Source organism: Streptomyces sp. NPDC088733, assembly GCF_044751185.1.
In the GTDB taxonomy this organism is placed as follows: domain Bacteria; phylum Actinomycetota; class Actinomycetes; order Streptomycetales; family Streptomycetaceae; genus Actinacidiphila.
The window spans coordinates 165,692-186,596 of the sequence record NZ_JBIVLH010000014.1 but is presented as its reverse complement, the minus strand read 5'-3'; the positions used below and the strand labels follow the sequence as shown (position 1 = coordinate 186,596).

Annotated in this window: 19 protein-coding genes; 7 read left to right on the top strand and 12 right to left on the bottom strand. The window is 71.3% G+C overall.

All coding sequences use genetic code 11. From position 1 onward, the window contains the following. Window positions 1-193 precede the first annotated feature (193 nt). The 3 genes from ACIP64_RS25550 to eno form a co-directional block, all read right to left on the bottom strand. Window positions 194-1,057, bottom strand: a complete 864-nt coding sequence (locus tag ACIP64_RS25550; protein ID WP_401591044.1) for an LLM class flavin-dependent oxidoreductase — start codon at window positions 1,055-1,057, stop codon at window positions 194-196. 74 nt (window positions 1,058-1,131) lie between these two features. After that, window positions 1,132-2,031, bottom strand: coding sequence for an NAD(P)-dependent oxidoreductase (locus tag ACIP64_RS25545; RefSeq protein ID WP_401591042.1), 900 nt, complete (start codon window positions 2,029-2,031; stop codon window positions 1,132-1,134). 45 nt (window positions 2,032-2,076) lie between these two features. Beyond that, window positions 2,077-3,360, bottom strand: coding sequence for a phosphopyruvate hydratase (gene eno, locus ACIP64_RS25540; RefSeq protein WP_401591039.1), 1,284 nt, complete (start codon window positions 3,358-3,360; stop codon window positions 2,077-2,079). 82 nt (window positions 3,361-3,442) lie between these two features. On the opposite strand from eno, the gene ACIP64_RS25535 reads away from it, so the two are divergent. Together ACIP64_RS25535 and ACIP64_RS25530 are read left to right on the top strand one after the other, a co-directional pair. After that, entirely contained in the window at window positions 3,443-4,312 is an 870-nt protein-coding gene (locus ACIP64_RS25535) for a winged helix-turn-helix transcriptional regulator (RefSeq protein WP_401591036.1), read from the top strand. Between the two features lie 161 nt (window positions 4,313-4,473). After that, window positions 4,474-5,349: an SDR family oxidoreductase gene (locus ACIP64_RS25530; protein WP_401591033.1), complete on the top strand. Its 876-nt coding sequence runs from the start codon at window positions 4,474-4,476 to the stop codon at window positions 5,347-5,349. A gap of 54 nt (window positions 5,350-5,403) precedes the next feature. On the opposite strand, the gene ACIP64_RS25525 is transcribed toward ACIP64_RS25530, so the two are convergent. From ACIP64_RS25525 to ACIP64_RS25495, 7 genes are all read right to left on the bottom strand, one after another. Beyond that, window positions 5,404-5,964, bottom strand: coding sequence for a hypothetical protein (locus tag ACIP64_RS25525; protein WP_401591031.1), 561 nt, complete (start codon window positions 5,962-5,964; stop codon window positions 5,404-5,406). A gap of 104 nt (window positions 5,965-6,068) precedes the next feature. After that, window positions 6,069-6,713 carry a ThuA domain-containing protein gene (locus ACIP64_RS25520; RefSeq protein ID WP_401591028.1) on the bottom strand — a complete coding sequence of 215 codons (645 nt, stop codon included), beginning with the start codon at window positions 6,711-6,713 and terminating at the stop codon, window positions 6,069-6,071. Beyond that, a complete protein-coding gene (locus ACIP64_RS25515; protein WP_401591025.1) occupies window positions 6,710-7,687 on the bottom strand; it encodes an aldo/keto reductase in 978 nt (325 codons plus the stop codon). Before ACIP64_RS25515 ends, ACIP64_RS25520 begins: the two co-directional genes overlap by 4 nt. After that, window positions 7,687-8,580, bottom strand: coding sequence for a carbohydrate ABC transporter permease (locus tag ACIP64_RS25510; RefSeq protein WP_401591022.1), 894 nt, complete (start codon window positions 8,578-8,580; stop codon window positions 7,687-7,689). The genes ACIP64_RS25515 and ACIP64_RS25510 overlap by 1 nt, the downstream gene beginning before the upstream one ends. Then, the gene (locus ACIP64_RS25505) at window positions 8,577-9,572 is read right to left on the bottom strand and encodes a carbohydrate ABC transporter permease (protein ID WP_401591019.1); all 996 of its coding nucleotides are present in this window, start codon (window positions 9,570-9,572) and stop codon (window positions 8,577-8,579) included. The genes ACIP64_RS25510 and ACIP64_RS25505 overlap by 4 nt, the downstream gene beginning before the upstream one ends. Before the next feature lie 47 nt (window positions 9,573-9,619). Beyond that, window positions 9,620-10,936: an ABC transporter substrate-binding protein gene (locus tag ACIP64_RS25500; RefSeq protein ID WP_401591017.1), complete on the bottom strand. Its 1,317-nt coding sequence runs from the start codon at window positions 10,934-10,936 to the stop codon at window positions 9,620-9,622. A 77-nt stretch (window positions 10,937-11,013) separates the two neighbouring features. Further along, on the bottom strand, window positions 11,014-12,447 hold the full coding sequence (locus ACIP64_RS25495; protein ID WP_401591015.1) for an aldehyde dehydrogenase family protein: 1,434 nt from the start codon (window positions 12,445-12,447) through the stop codon (window positions 11,014-11,016). A 392-nt stretch (window positions 12,448-12,839) separates the two neighbouring features. Between ACIP64_RS25495 and ACIP64_RS25490 the strand changes: the two genes are divergently transcribed. From ACIP64_RS25490 to ACIP64_RS25475, 4 genes are all read left to right on the top strand, one after another. After that, a complete protein-coding gene (locus ACIP64_RS25490; protein ID WP_401591122.1) occupies window positions 12,840-13,964 on the top strand; it encodes a Gfo/Idh/MocA family protein in 1,125 nt (374 codons plus the stop codon). Window positions 13,965-14,069: 105 nt separating this feature from the next. Next, window positions 14,070-15,113, top strand: coding sequence for a LacI family DNA-binding transcriptional regulator (locus tag ACIP64_RS25485; protein WP_401591012.1), 1,044 nt, complete (start codon window positions 14,070-14,072; stop codon window positions 15,111-15,113). A gap of 420 nt (window positions 15,114-15,533) precedes the next feature. Beyond that, the gene (locus ACIP64_RS25480; protein ID WP_401591119.1) at window positions 15,534-16,700 is read left to right on the top strand and encodes a 4-hydroxybenzoate 3-monooxygenase; all 1,167 of its coding nucleotides are present in this window, start codon (window positions 15,534-15,536) and stop codon (window positions 16,698-16,700) included. 119 nt (window positions 16,701-16,819) lie between these two features. Continuing rightward, complete coding sequence (locus ACIP64_RS25475; protein WP_401591009.1) at window positions 16,820-18,523, top strand: methyltransferase; 1,704 nt, start codon at window positions 16,820-16,822, stop codon at window positions 18,521-18,523. A gap of 76 nt (window positions 18,524-18,599) precedes the next feature. On the opposite strand, the gene ACIP64_RS25470 is transcribed toward ACIP64_RS25475, so the two are convergent. Next, a complete protein-coding gene (locus ACIP64_RS25470) occupies window positions 18,600-19,085 on the bottom strand; it encodes a hypothetical protein (protein ID WP_401591007.1) in 486 nt (161 codons plus the stop codon). 70 nt (window positions 19,086-19,155) lie between these two features. Beyond that, entirely contained in the window at window positions 19,156-20,049 is an 894-nt protein-coding gene (locus ACIP64_RS25465) for a LysR family transcriptional regulator (protein ID WP_401591004.1), read from the bottom strand. A 275-nt stretch (window positions 20,050-20,324) separates the two neighbouring features. Here ACIP64_RS25465 and ACIP64_RS25460 point away from each other — a divergent pair, with 275 nt between their 5' ends. Beyond that, window positions 20,325-20,525 (top strand): hypothetical protein, encoded by a 201-nt coding sequence (locus tag ACIP64_RS25460; RefSeq protein ID WP_401591001.1) that lies wholly within the window; start codon window positions 20,325-20,327, stop codon window positions 20,523-20,525. Window positions 20,526-20,905 lie beyond the last annotated feature (380 nt).

Here is a 20,905-nt window from a genome sequence, read left to right as displayed (position 1 = left end):
CCGATTCGGAGGAGAATGTCGCTTTTCCACTTGCCGTTGAGGATCTCTCCGGCCGACTCGCCGGCGAAGAATGCGCTCAGCGACTCCAGGAGGACCGACCAGGCCCTTCGCCTCATCACCCGCGGAATGTACCGCACGACGGTCAGTTACCAAGTGCACACAAAAAAGGTCAGAATGGCGGCCCCGGGCTCCGTCATACCGACGGCGGGCCCGCCTCGATGCGGTGCAGTACCGGGAGCAGGCGGTCCAGGTCCGGGTTGCTCTGGACCTGCCGCTCGTCCCACCATGTGGCGCCGGCGTCGCGCAACGGCCCGATCACGTCCCTGGCCTTCGCCGCGTCCAGGGGCGTCGCACCGCCGAGCACGAACTCGAAGGGGCGCTCGATCCCGGCCGTACGGTGCTTGCGCACAAAGCTGACCAGCTCCTGCACCTCCGCCACGTCCGGCACCTGACCATGCCGGGCCGTCTCGAACAGCGGCACCGCACCGTCCCATCGCGCGGCCCGCCGCATGGGCGCCCGGCGCGGCCAGAACCCCCCGATCCAGACCGGCGGAGCGGGCTGCTGCACGGTGGCGGGCAGGAGTGTCACGTCCCGCACCTCGTAGTGCCGGCCGTAGTGGTTCACCGGCTCGCCCGACCAGAAGCGCCTGAGTACCTCCAGTCCTTCGTCAAGGCGCTCGCCGAGGACGCGCGGCTCGGCGGTGTCGCCAAAGCTCGCGTACTCGTCCTCGACCGGACCGCCCAGGCCCGCGGCGAAGATCGCCCGGCCACCGCTGAGGTGGTCCAGCGTGACCACCTGGCGGGCGAGCTGCTGCGGGCGGTAACGGGGAACCGGCGTCAGCAGGGTGCCCAGCCGGATCCGGGAGGTCGCCAGCGCGGCGGCGGTCAGCAGCATCCAGGGGTCGCCGAAGGGACGCCCCTGGTGCCGCCGGTGCAGTACGTGGTCCCACACGAAGAATCCGTCCCAGCCGGCCTGCTCGGCGGCGGCCGCCGCGGTCGCGACGTTGCGGGGGTCCGCGAAGTCCCCGAAGTTGGGCACGTTGATCGAGAAGCGCATCCCCGCAGGATGCCCAGTCGGCCGTCCAAGGGGCAATCGGATTTGGATCGAGCCGGCAGCCCCGTTGCGGGACCTCACACGGCGGGCCGGGGCGGGTGGCGCAGCAGGGTTCCGGCCTTGGCTTCGAGGAGTGCCACCGCGAGCAGTTCGCCGTCGGCGGGGCCGTAGTGGTCGAGTGCCTCCTCGTGGAGGAGGCGAACGGTGTCCGCGATGGCGTGCGGCGTACCGAGCTGCGCTGCCAGGGCGGTCACCGTGGCGAGTTGGTCACGGATGTGGTCCAGGCCGAAACTGGGGAGGTAGTCACCGGCGAGGAGGGCCGGCAGGTCCTTCCTGATGAACGCGCTGGAGGCCGGGCTCTCGGCCAGGACCTGCGTGAGCACGCCCAGGTCTATGCCGGCGCGGTCACCGAGCAGCAGGGCCTCCGCGGTGGCCGCCGCCTGGCCGAACCACAGGAGGTTCACGAGCAGCTTGGCGGTGTAGCCGGTGCCGGGTCCACCGACGTGGGTGAGGCGGTCGGCGACCGCGGACAGGACCGCGCGATGGCGGTCGAGAAGTGCGGTCTCACCTCCGACGAACAGCCGCAGCCGTCCCGCGGCGGCGTCCTCGGGGGATCCGCCGATGGGTGCCTCGAGGAATCCGTGTCCGTGCGCGGCCGCCCGCTCCCGGCAAGGAACCGCCGCCGTCGGGGTGTTGCTGCTCATGTCGATCCAGACGGCTCCTGGCGCGAGCGCCTCCAGCACCCCGTCGCCGACGGCCTCCGCGACCTCGGCCGGTCCGGGCAGGACGGTGAGCAGGACGTCCGCCCCCTTCGCCGCGCCCAGGGCGGAGCCCGGCCACTGGGCCCCGCACGACAGGACCGCTTCCCGGCATTCGGGCCGTACGTCGAAGGCCCGCACCTCGTGTCCCGCGCGGACGAGATTGCCGCACATGGGTTCACCCATGCGCCCGACACCGAAGAGGCAGATCGTCGACACAGGCGGATGGTATCCCGGCCGCACGGAGGCCCCTTTCGGCCTGCGCTACCGGCGAAGGCCGAGCGCGTCCCGGCCCGCGTAGCGGGCCTGGGCGCCCAGTTCCTCCTCGATGCGGATGAGCTGGTTGTACTTGGCGGTACGGTCCGAGCGGGACATCGACCCGGTCTTGATCTGACCGCAGCCGGTAGCGACGGCGAAGTCGGCGATCGTGGTGTCCTCGGTCTCCCCGGAGCGGTGCGACATCACTACCGTGTAGCCCGCCCGGTGGGCGGTGCCGACGGTGGCCAGGGTCTCGGTGAGGGTGCCGATCTGGTTGACCTTCACCAGGATCGAGTTGGCGATCCCGTTGCCGATGCCCTCGCGCAGCAGGGTCTCGTTGGTGCAGAACACGTCGTCGCCGGTGAGCTGGCAGCGGTCGCCGAGCCGCTCCATGAGCAGCCGCCAGCCGTCGAGGTCGTCCTCGGCCATGGGGTCCTCGATCGAGGCCACCGGGTGGCGGGCCACCAGTGCGGCGAGGTAGTCCACGTGCTCCTCGGGTGTGCGGCGCACGCCCTCGCCCGCGTAGTCGTAGACCCCGTCCCGGAAGAACTCCGAGGTGGCGGGGTCCATGACGACGGTGATGTCCTCGCCGGGCTTGTAGCCGGTGCGCTCGACGGCGCGGACGACGAAGTCCAGGGCCTCGTCGGCGGTCCGCAGGTTCGGGGCGAATCCGCCTTCGTCGCCGACACCGGTGCTGTGGCCGGCCGCGACGAGGTCGCCGCGCAGGGTGTGGAAGACCTCGGAGCCCATGCGGACGGCCTCGGCGAAGGTGGCCGCGCCGATCGGGGCGATCATGAACTCCTGGAAGTCCAGCGGGTTGTCGGCGTGCGCGCCGCCGTTGATGATGTTCATCATCGGCACGGGCAGCAGTCGCGCGTCCACTCCGCCGACGTACCGGTACAGCGGCAGGCGGTGGGCGGCCGCGGCGGCCTTGGCCACGGCGAGCGAGACTCCCAGGGTGGCGTTCGCGCCGAGCCGGGATTTGTTGGGGGTGCCGTCCAGTTCGATCAGCGCCGTGTCGACGGCGGCCTGGTCCTCGGCGTCGAGGCCCGTCACGGTGTCGGCGATGGTCTCGTTGACGGCGTCGACGGCACGCCGCACCCCCTTGCCGTGGAAGCGGCCGGGGTCCTCGTCGCGCAGCTCCACGGCCTCGCGGGCGCCGGTCGACGCCCCGGAGGGTACGGCGGCACGGCCGGTCGAGCCGTCCGACAGCTCGACGTCCACCTCGACGGTGGGGTTGCCCCGGCTGTCGATGATCTCGCGCCCGAGGACTCGGGTGATGGCGGTCATGGTGCAGCTCCTCACGTTCGGATCCGGAATAAGTTCCTCGTTGAAACAAAGTGAGTTCCCGGAGGGAACTTACTATGGGTCCATGAAGATGCACAACGCCGACGCGACCTGCGGGATCGCCCAGGCCGCCGTGGTCCTGGGCGACTGGTGGAACGTCCTGGTCCTGCGCGAGGTGGCCCGCGGCCACGTACGTTTCGACGCCCTCGCCGCGGAACTGGGCCTGTCCCGCAAGGTCCTCACCGAACGCCTCGGACGGCTCGTCGCGAACGGCGTCCTGCGTCGCAGCCTCTACCAGCGCCGCCCGGTCCGGTACGAGTACCTGCTGACCGACGCGGGCGCCGGGCTGCTCCCCCTCCTGGTGGCGATGCAGGACTGGGGCGACCGGTGGGTGCTGGGCGACGGAAGCCTGACCGCCACGGCGGCCGAGGACAGCGCGGAGCACGCCCGCGTGCACTCCCTAACCGGCACCCGGCTGGCCGCGGGGCTGGAACTGCCGGGCACTGACGGGACACCGCGCGACGCGGTCTCCCCCGACGCCGCCGCGACCGTCCTGTTCACCTACCCCGCCACCGGGGTGCGGTGGGACGAGCCGCTGCCCGGCGCGGCCGGTTGCACCCTCGAGAACCGGCTGTTCCGCGACGCCTGGCCCGCCTTCCGGGACGCGGGCGCCGCCGTCCACGGCGTGAGCACCCAACTCCCCCACGAGCAGGCCGCCTTCGCCCAGGCGGAGTCGGTGCCGTACCCGCTCCTGTCGGACGCCCGTCTTCATCTCGCCGCGGCCTTGCGCCTGCCCACCTTCCACGCCGCCGGACGGCCGCGGCTCAAGCGCAGCGTGCTCGTACTGGACCGGCAGCGGACGGTCCGCCACGTGCTCTTCCCCGTCGACGACATCGCCCACGCGGTGGACGAGGCCCGGCGGCTGGCCGCGGAGGTCGGCCGCGTTCCCGCCTGAGAGCCGCACCGCGGCGGCGCGCGGGCGTGCGGTGCCCGGTAGCGACCCATGTGCGCCGCCCCCGCTCCCGTGCGCTCCTGCCGAGAGCCGTTCCCGCCTGTCAGGATCGACGCGGGGGCGGCTCGGTTGCAGCCGCGAGCAGGACTGCGACAGGGGGGCGTATGACGCGGCGATGGCTGGTGACGGGGTGTTCTTCGGGACTGGGGTACGCGCTCGCGAGCGCTGTCGCGGAATCCGGTGACCTGCTGGTCGCCACGGCACGGCAACCGGCCGTGCTGGAGGATCTGGCGGCCCGGTACCCGGGCCGGGTCACGACCGCGGCGCTGGACGTACGCGACCCGGGCCACTGCGAGGCCGCGGTGGCCCACGCCGTCGAGCACTTCGGCGGGGTCGACGTGCTCGTCAACAACGCCGGAACGGGCCTGCTCGGCGCGCTGGAGGAGGTCTCGGACGACGAACTGCGCGACCAGTTGGAGGTGCTGACGGTCGCCCCCTGGCGTCTGACGCGCCTGGTCCTGCCGCTGATGCGCCGCCAGGGCTCCGGCCACATCGTCAACATCTCGTCCCTCGCGGGCCGGATGGGCTTTCCCGGGCTGTCCGCGTACGTGACGGGCAAGTACGCGCTGGAGGGCATGAGCCAGGCACTCGCCGCGGAGGTGGCACCGTTCGGGATCCGGGTGACCGTGGTCGAACCGGGCGCGTTCGCCACCCGTTACGGCACGGCGCTGACCGACGCGGCCACCTGCATCCCGTCCTACGCGCAGAGCACGGGCGAGACCCGTACGGGCATGCGCGGCATGGCCGACAACCCCGCCCTCAGCGACCCCGGGACCTTCGCCACCCACGTCCTGCGGCTCGTCGCGTCGGACGCGACGCCGCTGCGCCTGCCGATCGGCCCCGACGCCTACGCCTTCCTCGACATGATCGAAGCCGCCGCCCGCGAGGAGCTAACGGCCGCCCGCGCGTTCATCGCCGACGCGGTCCCCCCGCCGGCGGACGACAGCGCCTCCCCGGCGCCCCTGACGACGGGCCCGTGACGTCCGCACCGCCCAAAACGTCGTCTACGTCCCGGCAATCAGGCTTCCGTGGCCTCACCTTGGTCCCTGCGCGGTGCGGCTCAGCACAGCGCGCAGGCGTTCACGCCCCGCGAGAACGCTCGCCTCCCACAACCCCGCGATGTCAACGGCCACCGAAAGGAGCTGCAGCCGCTCTTCTTCGGCACGGAAGGCAACGCCTCCCACGTTCCGGTCCAGCATCCTCACAGCGGTGAGCGCCGCATGGCCGCAGGACATCGCGTCCTCCGCACTCCCGCCGGCGTTCGCCAGGAGAGCGTGACGCATGACCAGGACGGCGAAGGGGGCGTACCTGTCGGCGACGCCCGACACCTCCTCTTCACGTGGTTGGAGTTCGGCGAACCGCTCCAGCGCGCGGACGCGATCAAGGGCGTCGGCAACCGGGCGGTCGGCGTACCAGAGGGCGTGAGCGGACTCCACGTACAGATCCATGTCGGTCTCTCGCCCGGCCTCTCCGGCCCGCAACCCCACGAGCAGCGGCGCCATCCGCTCCACGCATGCCGCCACGTACAGGCGGACCGTCTCACGCCCGGTACGTCGCAAGGTCTCTGCCACGGCATCCGGCACCAGGGTCCTCACGCCCACCTCCCCAAGGCGATGGATACAGAGACATCGTGTTCAGCGCAGTCTCCACGGCGCCTCACCACCGCCCAACGGCGCAAGCCCTCGCCATGCCGGGCGGATCAGGTCTCGGCGAGGAGCCAGCGGACCTCGCGGCGGAGCAGTTCGCGGCGGGTGGCGGACGCGTAGGACTCGACGCCGTGGCCGAGGGCGTCGTAGACCGTGCGCCGGCTGCCGTCCTGCCGGGCGAGCACCAGCGGGTGGTCCCGGCCGTCGAGGCTGTGCGCCAGGAGCACGTCCGCCTCCCGCAGCAGCTCCAGATGGCTGTAGAGCTCGTCGTGGACCGTGATCTCGCCGAGGCCGGCCAGCACGGGGCCTGCGGCAGGGGTCAGTCGCTGCGGGCCGATCGGCGGGTGCATCGACAGGCCCGTCACCCAGCGCACCCCGAGGCGTTCCGTCCATGCGGGCACCGACCCGAAGGTGTTGGCCGCGGTGTGCACGCCCAGGAGGGGCCGGCCGGAGGCCAGGTAGTCCAGGAGTGCCGTCGGCGGTCCGGTCGGCGGGCCCGGGGGCGAGTCCAGACCGCTGTTGACGATCAGCAGGTCGGCGTCCGGCAGGCCTGCGCGGTCCGACCGGTCGGTGGTCGCGACGGTGCACGTCCACCCGGCGTCGTCCAGACAGGACGCGATGGCCCTCGAGGTCGCCGTGAAGTCGTGCCAGGGGTCGTCGGCCCCCGTCACGCCGGAGAGGACGACGATGCGCTTCACGGGATGCTCCAGGGGCGGGCCGCGGGCGCGGCGGGAACGGGGACCGGGAGCAGCAGGCCTTCCTCGCGGAGCCGCCGCCACAGGGCGGGCGGGACGTCGGTCGTCGCCCAGTCGAGGTTCTGCCGGACCTGGTCGTACGAGGCGGGTCCGGTGAGGACGCAGGAGACGGCGGGGTGTCCCAGCGGGAACTGGAGTGCGGCGGCGGCGGTGGGCACACCGTACTCGTGGCAGACGCGCGCGATCCGCGCCGCCCTCGCCCGGATCTCCTCGGTCACCGGCCGGTAGCGGAACTGGGGATGCACCACTCCGTCGATGAGCCCGCCGTGCAGGGACTGGGCCGCGACGACCTTGACGCCCCGGCGCTCGGCCGCGGGCAGCAGTTCGAGGCGGGCCTGTGTGTCGAGCAGGGTGTAGACGCCGGCCGCCAGCACGATGTCGATGTCGGTCTCCCGGATGAACCGGGCGAGCATGGGGGCCTGGACCATGCCGACCCCTACCGCGCCGATGACCCCCTCGTCCCGCAGTTGCGCGAGGGCGGGCCACGCGCCGTTCAGTGCCTGCTCCCAGTGGTGGTCGGGGTCGTGGAGGAAGACCAGGTCCACCCGGTCGACGCCCAGCCGCCGCAGGCTCTCGTCGAGGGAGGTACGCACCGCGTCGTGGCTGAAGTCGTAGATCCAGCCCGCGCCGGTGCGCGCCGTGTCGGGGTGGCCGGGGCGCACCAGCCGGCCGACCTTGGTGCTGAGCAGGTAGGAGTCGCGCGGCCGGTCCCGGAGCATCCGCCCGAGGAGCAGCTCCGAGCGCCCGTCGCCGTACATGGGCGCGGTGTCGAAGTAGCGGAAACCGCTGTCCCATGCCGCGTCGAGACACTCCATGGCCTGGTCGTCCGGTACGGGCGGCTGCGCGATGGCCGCCGCCCCGAAGCCCAGGCGGGGCAGCGCCGCCACGGCGGGCCGGGGGCCTGCACCGTGACGCATCAGGCCTTCACTCCCCCGGAGAGCAGGTCGACCCGCCAGTAGCGCTGCAGCGACAGGAACAGCAGTGCCAGCGGGATGATCGACAACAGTACCCCGATGATGACGATGGAGTACTGGGCGGCCTGGCCGCCGGTGATGATCAGCAGTCCGTACAGCCCCTCGGTGAGCGGGTAGAGGCGGTCGGTGTTGAGCATGACGAACGGCAGCAGGAAGTTGTTCCAGATCGCGATGAACTGCAGGAGGAACACGGTCACCAGGGCCGGGGCCATGAGCCGGGTGCCGATGGACAGGAAGATCCGCGCCTCCGAGCCCCCGTCGACGCGGGCCGCCTCCAGGATCTCGTCGCTGACCGAGGCCTCCGCGTAGATCTTGCACAGGTAGATGGCGAACGGGCTGACCAGCTGCGGTAGGACAACCGCCGCGTAGTTGTTGGTCATGCCGACCTTCGCCAGCATCAGGAACTGGGGGATGGCCAGCACGATCTGCGGGAGCAGGACCGCGCCGACGATGATCCGGAACGTCCAGATGCTGCCGGGGAAGCGGTACTTGCCGAGCGCGTACCCGGCGCAGCCGCAGATGGCCGTCGACAGCGCGGCGCCGCCGAACGCGTACACGACGGAGTTGAGCGCCCAGCGGACGAAGATGCCGTCGTTGTAGGTGAACAGCGCCTGGATGTTGGAGACGAAGCCGCCGTGGAAGGCGGGCTGGAACGGCGGCGTGGAGAACAGCTCGTCGTTGGTCTTGGTGGACGCGATCACGATCCAGAGCACGGGCAGCACGCAATAGAGGGCGCCGAGGGCCAGGATGATCGTGGGGACCAGGTTGACGACCCGGCCATTGGCGGTCCGCCGGCGCGCGGCCTCCGCGGCGGGGCCGGTGGTGACGGCGGTCATCGCTCACTCCTTCGGGACATCCTGCGCAGGAGCAGGTTGGCGACGGCGGTGGCCGTGACGGTCATGACGATGAGCAGGAACGAGGTGGCCGCTCCCTTGTGGATGTCGTTGTTGACGAAGGCGTCGGTGTAGACGCGCATCAGCGGCACCCAGGTCGAGCTGATGGCATGGGCGATGGGCTTCAGGGTGGTCGGTTCGTTGAACAGCTGCAGCGCGCCGATCAGCGAGAACACCGTCACCAGGGTCATCGTCGGGGCCAGCAGCGGGAGTTTGATGCGCAGCGCGATCTGCAGCTCGCTCGCGCCGTCGATCTCGGCGGCTTCGAACAGTTCGCGCGGCAGCCCGCGCAGCGTGGTGTACAGCACGACCATGTTGAAGCCGAGAACGCCCCACACCGCCACGTTGGCGACCGAGAAGAAGACCTCCGCGGAACCGAAGTAGTCGATGTGGTCGCCGCCGATGGGACTGGTCGCCGGCAGGTACATGAAGCCCCACAGCAGTGAGGCGATGACACCCGGTACGGCGTACGGCAGGAAGATGGCCAGTCGTGCGATGCCGACCAGCCGTGCGCGCTTCGCGTCGAGGCAGAGCGCGAACAGGGTGGCGAAGAAGATCGTGGCGGGCACGCCGATGCCCGCGACCATCAGCATCCGCAGGATGCTGTGCCAGAACTCGGAGTCGGTGAGGGTGGCCCGGTAGTTCTCCAGGCCCGCGAAGACGTCGTGCGGGTCCTCGTTGCCGAGCAGGCCGCCGCCGATCTGCGGTTTGAGGAAGCTGAGGTAGAGGGCGTAGAGGCCGGGGGCGACGGTGAACAGCAGGAACAGCAGCACTGCGGGCAGGAGCAGGAACTGCGGCAGCAGCGTACGCCGTCGCCCCCGGGGCCGGGGGCCGGAGTCCGGGGCGAGGCCACCGCGGAGCCGGCGGGGACCCGCGCCCGGGGGCCGTGTGCCGGGCCTGGGGCGTGGACCTGCCTGCTCCTCGATGGCGCTCATGAACCCGTCCTCCTGTCGTGTGGGGCTGGGGGCGGCGGTGGCGTCGGTCAGCCGGTGACGTCGAAGCCGCGCTGCTTCATGTCGTCGACCGTCGCCTTCTGCATCTCGGTCAGTGCCGCGGACAGCGGCGTCTTGTTCTGCAACGCGGCGGCGAAGGCGTTGGAGTAGCTGTCGAAGGTGACATTGGCGTTCGGTCCCCAGATCTGGAAGGTCCGCACGTTCGCCGCCTGCTGGGCCATCAGGGCGTAGTAGTCCGGCTGGTTGGACATGAACGGCGGCGGCGTCTTGAGGGCCTCCGACTGCTGGTTGGTCTTCGAGGCGGGGAACGCGTTGACCTTCTCGATGAGGATCTTCGCGCCGCCCGCGGAGGAGTTCATCCACTTGACGAACTTGGCCGCCTCCGCCGGGTGCTTGGAGTTGGCGGTCACCGCTTCGGTCTCGCCGCCCCAGATGCCGACGGTCTTGTCGCCCGCGGTCCAGGCGGGCAGCGGCGCGGCGACCCACTTGCCGGCGGTGTCCTTGGCGATGCCGGGCAATTGGTTGGGCGCCCACTGCGCGCTGACCCAGCCGACGAGAGTGCCGTTGTTCATGTCGGTGTTCCACTGCGGGGACCAGTTCGGCTCCGGGCTGACCAGCCCCTTCTGAACCAGGTCGCCCCAGTAGTCGGCGACCTTCTTCGTGGGGGCGTCGTCGATGGCGACCGTCCACTTGTTGCCCGAGGCCGTCCACCAGTCGGCCCCCGCCTGCTGGGCCAGTCCCGCGAACCATCCCGCGTCGGCGGCGGTGACGTTGCCGATGAACTGCTTGGGGTTGCGCTTGTGGACCGTCGCGGCGGCGGCCGCGTACTCGTCCCATGTGGTCGGCGCCTTGAGGCCGAGCTTGTCGAAGACGTCCTTGCGGTAGAAGAAGACCATCGGGCAGATGTTCTGCGGAACACCGTAGGTCTTGCCCTCGAACTGCACTTGGGCGAGGGATGCCTTGTCGAAGTCGCCGGAGATGTCACCCACCCAGTCGTCGATCGGCACGACCACCTTGTTCGCGATCAGGGCGGGCAGCGCCTGGTACTCGACCTCGGTGATGTCCGGGTTGGTGCCGGCCCGGTTGTTGGTGATCAGCTTGTTGTACAGCGTGTAGCCCGTGCCGGACGGCTTGCTGAGCTTCACCTGCACCTTCGGGTTGAGCCGGTTCCACTCGTCCACCACGTCCTGCATGCCGCCGTCCCAGTTGACGTAGGTCAGCGTGATGGGTCCGTCGTCCTTCCCGCCGGCGGAGTCCTTCGACGAGCCGCAGGCGGCCAGGGCGGTCAGGGCCGTGGTGGCGGCCAGAGCGAGGATTGCCGTTCTTCTGAGATTGCCCCCGAGCACTTCGGTGTCTCCTTTGACGGTGTGGTTGCCTGGTCGCGGTGGCCTGCTGCCGGATGTGCCGGGTGTACCGCCGGGGGCTAACTCCCCTGCGCCCACGCCGGGTAGGACACCGGGGACGTCTGCAGGCCGACCCACTGCCGGCGGGTGAACGCGGCGAGCTGTCCCTCGCCGCCGTGACGGGCGTAGCCGTCGTTGACGTGCACCTCGTTGCTGGCGACGCGTTCGGCGAAGGCGAGACCGCGCAGCGGGTCGCCGGTGAAGACCGAGTTCATCAGGGTGCGGTGGCGGTTGACGAGTTCGAGGGCCTCGGCCTCGGAGTCCACCACGGTGATGGGCATGACGGGCCCGAAGGTCTCCTCGCGGAAGACGGGCATCTGCGGCGTGACGTCCGTGAGCACGGTCGGCTGGTAGAACTGCCCGTCGTACGTGCCGCCCACCGCGATCTTCGCGCCGGCCGCGACGGACAGTTCGACGAGTCCGTCGTGGAAGCGGGCGCGCTGGACGGCGCTGATCACGGGGCCGAGGTCGACCTCGTCGCGCAGCGGGTCGCCGACGCGGAGCCTCCGGACCCGCTCCACGACGGCTTCGGTGAAGGCGTCGGCCGCCTCCCGGTGGACGATGTGCCGCCCCGCGCTGATGCACGTCTGGCCCTGGTACCACAGCGAGGACCAGATCGCGCAGGCGGCCGCCTGGTCGATGTCCGCGTCCTCGAGCACGACGAACGCGTTGTCGCCGCCGAGTTCGGTCACGACGGCCTTGCCCGCCCGGGCGGCGAAGTCCGTGATCTCGCGGCCGACCTCGAAGGACCCGGTGAAGTGGATCAGGTCCAGTCCGGGGTGCCGGTAGAGCGCGCCGCCGGTGCCCGGCCCGTCGCCGGGCAGTACCGCGAACACGCCGTCCGGTATCCCGGCGGCGCGGGCCGCCTCCGCGAGCACCTGGCCGCCGGCGATCGGGGTGAGCTCGGCGGGCTTGAGGACCACCGCGTTCCCGTAGGCCAGTCCTGGTGCCACGGCCCGCATCGCCAGGCTCATCGGGTAGTTCCACGGGACGATGAGGCCGATGACGCCCAGCGGCACGGCGCGGGACAGGGAGATCTTGCCGCCCTTGTACGGGGGAAGGACCGAGCCGGCGTTCTCGGTGAGCTGGGTGGCGGAGTTGAGCAGCTGGTTGACGGCCTGGTCGAGCTCTTCCTCGGCCTTCTCGGTGGTGCCGCCGGTCTCCCGGACGATGAGCTCGATCAGCTCGTCGTGGCGGCGTCCCAGCTCGGCGGCGAAGGCCCGGAGCAGGGCGCACCGGGTGTTGGCGTCGGTCGCCCCCCACTCCGGCTGGGCCCGTCCGGCCGCGGCGACCGCGCGGTCGACCTGCGCCGCGGACGCGTTGCCGTAGCGGCCGAGCGCGGCCCCGGATCCCTTGTCGAGGACGGGCAGCCAGTCGGATGCGGGAGGTTCGAACCGGCCGTCGATGAACACCTCGGCGGTGTAGTCCACCGCCGCGGTACGCGCATGACTCATCGGAGCACCCCTGTACGTGTGGTTCGTTCGCGGGTCCGGCGTTGCTTTCGCGGGTTGGGAATGCGCTTTCCGGCGAAAGTAGGAGCCCCTTCGGGTGGTGTCAAGGGCAGGATCGGGATCCGCGGAACCGGCAGGGAACGAATGGAGTAAAGGCAGCAAAAGCATCCTTGTCGGCTCTCCGGAGGGGGTCGGCCGGAACACGACCGGGCTCAACTGCCGCCCGAGGCTGTCCGGATGTGGCATCAGGAGCCGAACACGGGCGGGATCCGGGCTGGTTCGGAGTGGCTCCCTTGACTGCCGAAACACCGGAAACCTACGGTGGGAATACGCATTCCCACGCTTGCGGAGGCACAGTGGCATCGACATCGGCCTCGGACACTCTGCGCATCGCCATGAACGGCGTCACGGGCCGCATGGGGTACCGGCAGCACCTCACCCGCTCGATCCTGGAGATCCGGGAGCAGGGCGGCGTGCTGCTGCCCGACGGCAGGCGCCTGCAGGTGGAACCCGTTCTGGTCGGACGCGACGAGGGGCGCCTGCGCGACATCGCCCGGCGCCACCAGGTGCGGCGGTGGAGCACCGACCTGGCGCAGGTGCTCAAGGACCCGTCCATCGACGTCTACTTCGACGCGCAGGTGACCGCTCAACGCCCGGCGGCCCTGCGCAGCGCGATCGAGGCGGGCAAGCACGTCTTCGTGGAGAAGCCGGTCGCCCCGACGCTGGAGCAGGCGGCCGGACTGGCCGCGCTGGCCCGTGACTCCGGCCTGGTGGCCGGCGTGGTGCACGACAAGCTCTACCTGCCCGGCCTGATCAAACTGCGCCGGCTGATCGACGAGGGCTTCTTCGGCCGGATCCTGTCGCTGCGCGGCGAGTTCGGCTACTGGGTCTTCGAGGGCGACGTGCAGGAGGCCCAGCGCCCGTCGTGGAACTACCGCAGCGAGGACGGCGGCGGAGTCACCGTCGACATGTACTGCCACTGGAGCTACGTCCTGGAGAACCTGCTGGGGCCGGTCCGCGCGGTCACCGCCAGGACCGCCACACACATCCCGGTCCGCTGGGACGAGCAGGGCCGCGAGTACCGGGCGACCGCGGACGACGCGGTGTACGGCATCTTCGAGATCGACGGCGGCGTCATCGCGCAGATCAACTCGTCCTGGGCGGTGCGCGTCCACCGCAACGAGCTCGTGGAGTTCCAGGTCGACGGCACCCACGGCTCGGCGGTCGCGGGCCTGCGCGGGTGCGTGGCCCAGCACCGCTCGCACACCCCGCGGCCGGTGTGGAACCCGGACCTCCCGGTCACCGAGTCGTTCCGCGACCAGTGGCTCGACGTGCCGGCCAACGCCGAGCTGGACAACGGGTTCAAGCTGCAATGGGAGGAGTTCCTGCGGGACGTCGCGGCCGGCCGTCCGCACCGCCACGACCTGGTCTCCGCGGCACGCGGCGTGCAGCTCGCGGAACTTGCGCTGCGTTCGTCGGCCGAGGGGCGCCGGATGCAGGTCCCCGAGGGTGTCCGGTGACCTCGGCGCCGCCGGGACGGTCGCCCACGGACGGTGACAGGATGGCGACAGGCGCGGCGCTGCCCCGACCGACCAGTGGATCGACCAACACGAAAAGGTGAACGCGTGGCCGGGGTGACCCTCACCGACGTAGCCAACCGCGCGGGTGTCTCGCAGTCGACGGCCTCCCGTGTGCTCAACGGCTCCAGCCGCCGGCCCTCCCCGGCGGTCGCCGATGCGGTCCGCCGGGCGGCGGCGGAGCTCGGCTACGTCTCCAACGCCCAGGCGCGGGCGCTGGCCGGCGCCCGTACGGGCCTGGTGGGGCTGGTCGTCCACGACATCGCCGACCCGTACTTCTCGACCATCGCCTCGGGCGTGCAGGCCGAGGCCTCGCAGCGCGACCTCCAAGTGCTGCTCACGACCACGTTGCGCAGCACCGAGCAGGAGGTCCGGGCGGTCGAGGCGTTCCTCAGCCACCGCACGGACGCCATCATCCTGGCCGGCTCGCGGCTGCACACCGACGACGGGGTGCGGGACCAGCAGCGGCTGACGCTCCTGCTCGACCGCTACCGGGAACTCGGCGGGCGGGTCTCCGTCATCGGCCAGCGGCTGCCGGGCGCGCACACCGTCACGCCGGAGAACCGCGCCGGGGCGGCCGCGCTGGCCAAGGCGCTGATCGCGCAGGGCACCACCGGCTTCGTCGTCCTGGCAGGGCCGCAGAAGCTGGCGACGGCCGTCGAGCGCACCAGTGGCTTCGTCAGGGAGCTGCGGCGTGCGGGGCACCGACCGGTGGCGGTGGTGCACGGCGAGTTCACCAGGGACGGGGGTTACGACGCGGCGCGGGAGGTCATCGCCACGCTCCGCCCGGAACGCCGGTGGGGGGCCTGCGTCTTCGCGGTGAACGACGTGATGGCGCTCGGCGCGATGGCCGCCTTCCGGGAGGCCGGGCTGCGGACCCCGCGCGACGTCCTGGTCGCCGGCTTCGACGACATCCCGACGCTGCGTGACCACGACCCCGGCCTGACCACGGTCGGGCTGCCGCTGCGCGAGATGGGCCGGCGCGCGATCGAGATGTCCCTGGCGTCGGACGCCCCCGAGCAGTCGGTCACCCGGGTCGCCGGTCGCGTGATCCTGCGGGCGAGCACAACACCCCCGCGACCGCGCGGCTGAGGGGCGTTGCCGTAACTCGACGGCTGACCGCCGGGGCCCGGCCTGGGCCCGGAACCGGGCCGAGAAGCGGAGTGGGCGTCAATTCGTCCGGCCTGGCGCTTTGTTGACCTCCCATGGTCGCGAAGCACGGCTCACCCGGCCTCTCGCGATCATCCGGGTCGTGGCCGGCTCGTCATCGCGCCCGGTCGAGCCGCAGGCCGCATGGTGTTTTCGGCCCCGGCCCTGCGGCAGCGGACGTCATGGCTGGTGAGAGCCGGTCCGGCCGCATATGCCCCCGCTGTCGTTGTCCCGGTCCCGCACACGCACACCATGCACCTTGAGATGGGTCGGGCCATTCGGGTGATTCCTGTCCGGTAAGTCACCTTGGGTCACCTACGATCCCGTTTCGTGATCAACGGGCAGAACTGCAGCGCGGCCGACGTGGTCGTCCTCGGCGCCGGACCGGCCGGGCTGGTGCTCGGCAACCTCCTCCAGGACAGCGGGATCGACTGCGTCGTCCTGGAGCGTGCCGAGCGCGCGCACATCCGGACGCGGGCCCGCGCCGGGTTCCTGGCGGCCAACACCGTGCGGATCCTGGAGCGGCACGGTCTGGCCGAAGGGCTGCGGCGGCGCGGACAGGCCCACAGCACCTGCGAGTTCCGCACCGCGGACGGCCGGTTCCGGCTGGACTACAGCGAACTCGGGCTCGGCGAGCGGCACACCGTCTACCCCCAGCAGGAACTCGTCACCGATCTGCTGACACGGTTCCTGGATTCCGGTGGTCGGGTCGTCTTCGGCACCGAGGCCGTGGAGGTCCAGGGCGCCGACAGCGGCCGGCCGTCGGTGGCCGTGCGTGAGGCGGACGGGCGGCCCGGCCGGTGGCAGGCGCGGTACGTCGCCGGGTGCGACGGGCGGCACGGCGCGGCACGGCGTTCGCTGCCGGCCGGCTCGGTGCGCCGGTACCACTGCGACCACGGTGTCACCTGGCTCGGACTGCTCGCCGAGGCACCGCCCAGCCTGGACGCCGTCGGATACGCGGTGCACGAGCGAGGTTTCGCCGGGCACATGGCGCGCACGAGCGAGATCACCCGCTACTACCTGCAGTGCGAGCGCGGCACACCTGCCGAGGCCTGGTCCGAGGAACGTATCTGGGACGAGCTGGACCTGCGGATGCAGGCGAAGGAGTACGGTCCGCTGCACCGCGGTCCCGTCGTGCAGCGAGGCATCGTCGACCTGGAGTCCGATGTGCTCGAACCGCTGCGGCACGGTTCGCTGTTCCTGGCCGGGGACGCCGCGGGACTCATCAGCCCGTCCGCGGCGAAGGGCGCCAACCTCGCCGTCCTGGAGGCGGAGATCCTCGCGGGCGCCCTGGTCGACGACCTGCTCCACGGCGACTCCACCGGGCTCGACACCTACTCCGCGCGGTGCCTGGCGTCCATCTGGCGGGCGCAGGAGTTCTCGCACTGGATGATCGGGCTGCTGCACGGCCCGTCCGGCTCGGACGGCGAGTCGATGTTCCACAACTCCCTGCGGGCTTCCCGCATCAACTCCCTGCGTACGTCGCGCAGTCGGCAGGACTGGTTCGCCGAGCACTACGTCGGCATCTGAGGTCCGTCTCTCCCCTCTCCCACCCGTCACCACTCCCCTTCATCGTGCGCGCCGTCTTGCGCGCGCGTCTTCCGTGCCATCTTTCGCGCTACCCGGACACCGGAATGAGGATTCCTTCAATGATCACGACGTTGTCGGGCGACACGTCCCGCCTGCGCACGACAGTCGACTTCGTCAAGGAGCAGGACACGGTCACCCTGCTCCCGTTGCTACTGCCCGGTCTCGACGGCCCGGAGCTGCGGGCCCTGGTGGAGCACTGCCACTTCTCCCATGCCGCGCTGCTCGTCTTCCCCTCCCACGAGGGCGAGTTGCGCACCATGCTCACCGACTGCGGGCTCGTCGCGGCCGAGCGGCCGCAACCGAGTGTCGTCGTACGCGAACGTCTGGCCCTGCGGCACCGGCGGCGGGCCGCGGACCTGGACGTGACCATCCTGCGCCCCGAAGTGGTCGGCGTGGACGGGGCGCACCGGACGGTCGAGGTCTTCGCGCTGACCGTGCCGGAGGGTTCCGGACTCGACGCGATCGCCGCGTACGAGCGGGAGCGGCAGCACGAGGCGCATGTCGCCTTCCAGGTCACGGCCCCTGATCCGCTGGTGCTGCGCGGCTTGTGCGCGGTCTTCGCGCGGTTCGGTGCGACCCCCGACGGGGGCGGCTACAACCCGCACGAGAACGGCACGGTCTTCTACTTCGCGGCGCCCGACGACACCAAGGCCGGATACCGGCGTGTGGAGTTGTACGTCCCCGGCGACTACCGCGACGTGCTCGCCGCCCATATCCAGGAACACCGTGTCCGGCAGCCTGGCGAAACGCTCCTGCGCCTGATGACCGGGGCGTGGACGACTCAGGCGCTGGCCGTGTTCGCCCAGCTGCGGGTCCCCGACGCCATGGACACCGAGCGAGGCGCCGACGTCGACGTACTGGCCCGGGACATCGGCGCGCGACCGCGGAACCTGGCGACGCTGCTGCGCTATCTCGCGATGCTGGGCGCAGTGGAGGAGGGCCGCGACGGCTTCCGGCTCACCGAGCTGGGCGCCCTGCTGCGCGCGGGTGCCCCGGGATCGATGCGCCCGCTGGCGCTGATGTACGGCGGCCCGTTCTACCAGTCCTTCGCCGGGCTCGCGCACACCGTACGCACGGGACAGGTCGCCTTCGAGCACCTCTTCGGGGAGAACCACTTCGACCATTTCGCCCGCGACCCCGAGCTCGCCGAACTCTTCGACCAGTCCATGGCCGCCGGATCCGCGATGTTCGACCCTGTCCCGGCCCACCCGGCCCTCGCCGCCGCGGCCGAGGCACCCGCCGGGGCCACGGTGGTCGACATCGCGGGCGGCAACGGGGAACTGCTCGGCCGCGTCCTCGCCGCGCACCCCGGCCTGAACGGGGTGCTGCTGGAGCGCCCGCACGCCGTCGAAGCCGCACGCCGCAGGCTCGACGAGGCCGGCCACGGCATGCGGTGCGCCTTCCGGGCCGGTGACTTCGCGGACGTGCCCGCGGGCGGTGACGTGTACCTCCTCTCGCGGGTCCTCCACGACTGGGACGACGAGCGCTGCCGCGACATCCTGCGCCACTGCGCCCGCGCGATGCCGGACCACGCCGACCTGCTCGTGATCGAGCGCGTGCTGCCGGCCGACGGCTCGGCCTCGCTGGCGACCGCCTGGGACCTCCACATGATGTGCAACGTCGGCGGTCGCGAGCGGCGCGCCGCCCACTACGCCCGGCTGTTCGCCGACGCCGGTCTCGCGCTGGTGGACCGGACGCCGATGCCCCTGGACGGCCATGTGCTGCACGCCAGGAAGGCGGGGGCACCGACGTCCTCGGTGTGAGGCCCACCGGCGATGCGGGGCGCGGCCGGCCGCGCCCCGTTCGTCCGGCAGCGGTCCTCCTGCAACTGCCCTGCGGTCAGCTGGCCTTGGCCGACCGGACGGCGTGGCGCAGCATGTCCTTGAACGCGACGCCGGCAGGGTCGGCACCGAGGGCGACGTGCATCGACTCGGCCTCGGGCCGGTTCGACCAGCGGGTCAGCACCGACACCCCGCTGTCGACGGCCAGTCGCTGATCGACCTCGGTGACGGTCATGTCGGCCAGCCGCCCGGAAAGTGCCGTGGTCCGCCCGGTGCTCAGGTCGGCGACCGACACAAGAAGGTGCCCCGGCAGCAACACGGCCGCGGTCAGCGTCTCTTGCGCGGGACCGCCCCCGAGAAGGCGCGCGAAGACGCCCGTACGGCGCCGGGGCACACTGCGGGTCTCCACGCAGGCGACCGCGGTCGCGGCGGCATCACCCAGCAGTTCGGTCTCGGCCACGGTCGCGATCGCCGTACGCAACCGGGAGTCCAGGTCCTCGACCGCGCAAGTGCGGCTGGTGCGGTCGTGCGACTGCTCAGGCATGAGCGCATCGTAGCTTCGCCCGGAGCGGGGCAACAGCGTCCCGGAGGTCCCTCGTCGCCGGGGCGGCACCTCACCCTCGCCAGATGAGGAATTCGTGCGCGATGGCGATCAGGGCGCATGCCGCGGCGCTGGGCTTGCGTCCGGACACGGTCGCCAGGGAGAAGGGCCAGTCCAGATCGGCGTCGTCGACGGTCAGCGTGGCGACACCCTCGGTGCTGCCGAGGGCGGGCCGTGGCAGCAGCGCCACGCCCAGGCCGTTGCGGACGTAGGCCACGCCGGTGGGGAGGTCGGTGATCTCCAGGGCGACGCGACGGGTCACGGCGGCGGCCTCGAAGGCCAGATCGGAGATGGTCCGGATGCCGTAGCCCTCCGCGAAGTCGACGAAGTCCAGCCCGGCGAGTTCGCCGATCGGCACGCTGCGGCGTCTCGCGAGCGGATGGTGGGCCGGCACGACGAGGTCGAGCACCGAGGTGACGAGGTGGGTCAGCGTGATGCCCGCGGGCAGCGGTCCGGGCAGGGAGACGAAGACGAGGTCGAGCCGCCGTTCGAGGAGGGCCTCGACCAGCCCCTGGGAGCCGGAGGCGGCGGCGTCGGTCTGCAGGAGCACACCGGGGTGGCGCCGGTGGAATGCGCCGAGGAGCGCGGGGAGGTCGATGATCCCCACCGTGGTCGTCGTGCCGAGCCGCAGTGTGCCGCTCAGTCCGCCGCGGACCTCGGCCACCGCCTCCGCGGCTTCCCGCGCGGCGTCGAGAGCGGCGTGCGCGCGCGGGAGCAGGGCGGCGCCGGCATCGGTGAGCAGTACGCGTTTGGGGGTGCGCTCCAGCAGCGGCGTGCCGAGTTCGCGCTCGAGGTTCTTGATGGTGGCGGAGACCGCGGACTGCACGACATGCAGCCGTGCCGCGGCGCGGGTGAAGTTCGCTTCCTCGGCGACGGCGACGAAGTGCTCCAGCTGGCGCAGTTCCACCTGCTCATTGTCCCTCGCAGGTCTCTCCGGGGCTGCGGACGGCTTCCCCGAGGGACGCCCGTTCCCGGTGGTGCGAAACCCGGGGCATGGGCACGTGTGCACACTGGCGGTTTCGAACCTTGCCGCCTCCGGAAAAAATGAGGAAACCACCACGTCAGGGCCGGTCCACCAGCCGGCGCCGTCACCCGAATGGCGCACCACGACGTGCCACCCACATGGGTGAAGATCAAGCTGGCTAGTGCCCCAACCGAGGCAATGCGTGAAAGGGGAACCACATGCGCATTCGACGAATCATCGCCGCCGTCGTCACCACGGCAGCCCTCGCCGGACTCGGCCTGACAGGCGCCGCTACCGCCACCGCCGCCCACCGCGACGCCGCCCCCACCGTGGGTGAGTGCGAGAAGGGTGGCGGAACGGTCGACTGGGGAACCAACACCTGCAGGGGCGGCAAGTACGACGGGCAGAAGATCGACTGACCCGTGCAGAGCGCCCCGCGGCCACGCGCCGCGGGGCGCTCCCGCGCGAGTCGGCCGCCTGGCATCAGAGGCCCGGCTCGGCGTGAGGGCACGTTCGGGTGCGCGGCGGTGTCGCGCACCCCTCACTCATGTGAACACTCACGCATATCACCGCACATGTCTCAGCAGACCCTGAATCACGCATGTCCCGCGGGGGACGGTCCGGTACTCGGCCGGGCTCAACTGGTAACTCGTAATTTAGGAATTATTATTGACGAGCACCCGGTGACGGCTGGAAGATCCTCGCAACAAGACCGCAGGCGTGCGGGCATTGACTGCTTCGAGGACGACCGCCGCACCTTTCGCGAGGGTGCGGTACCTCGGACTCACGACCAGGGACG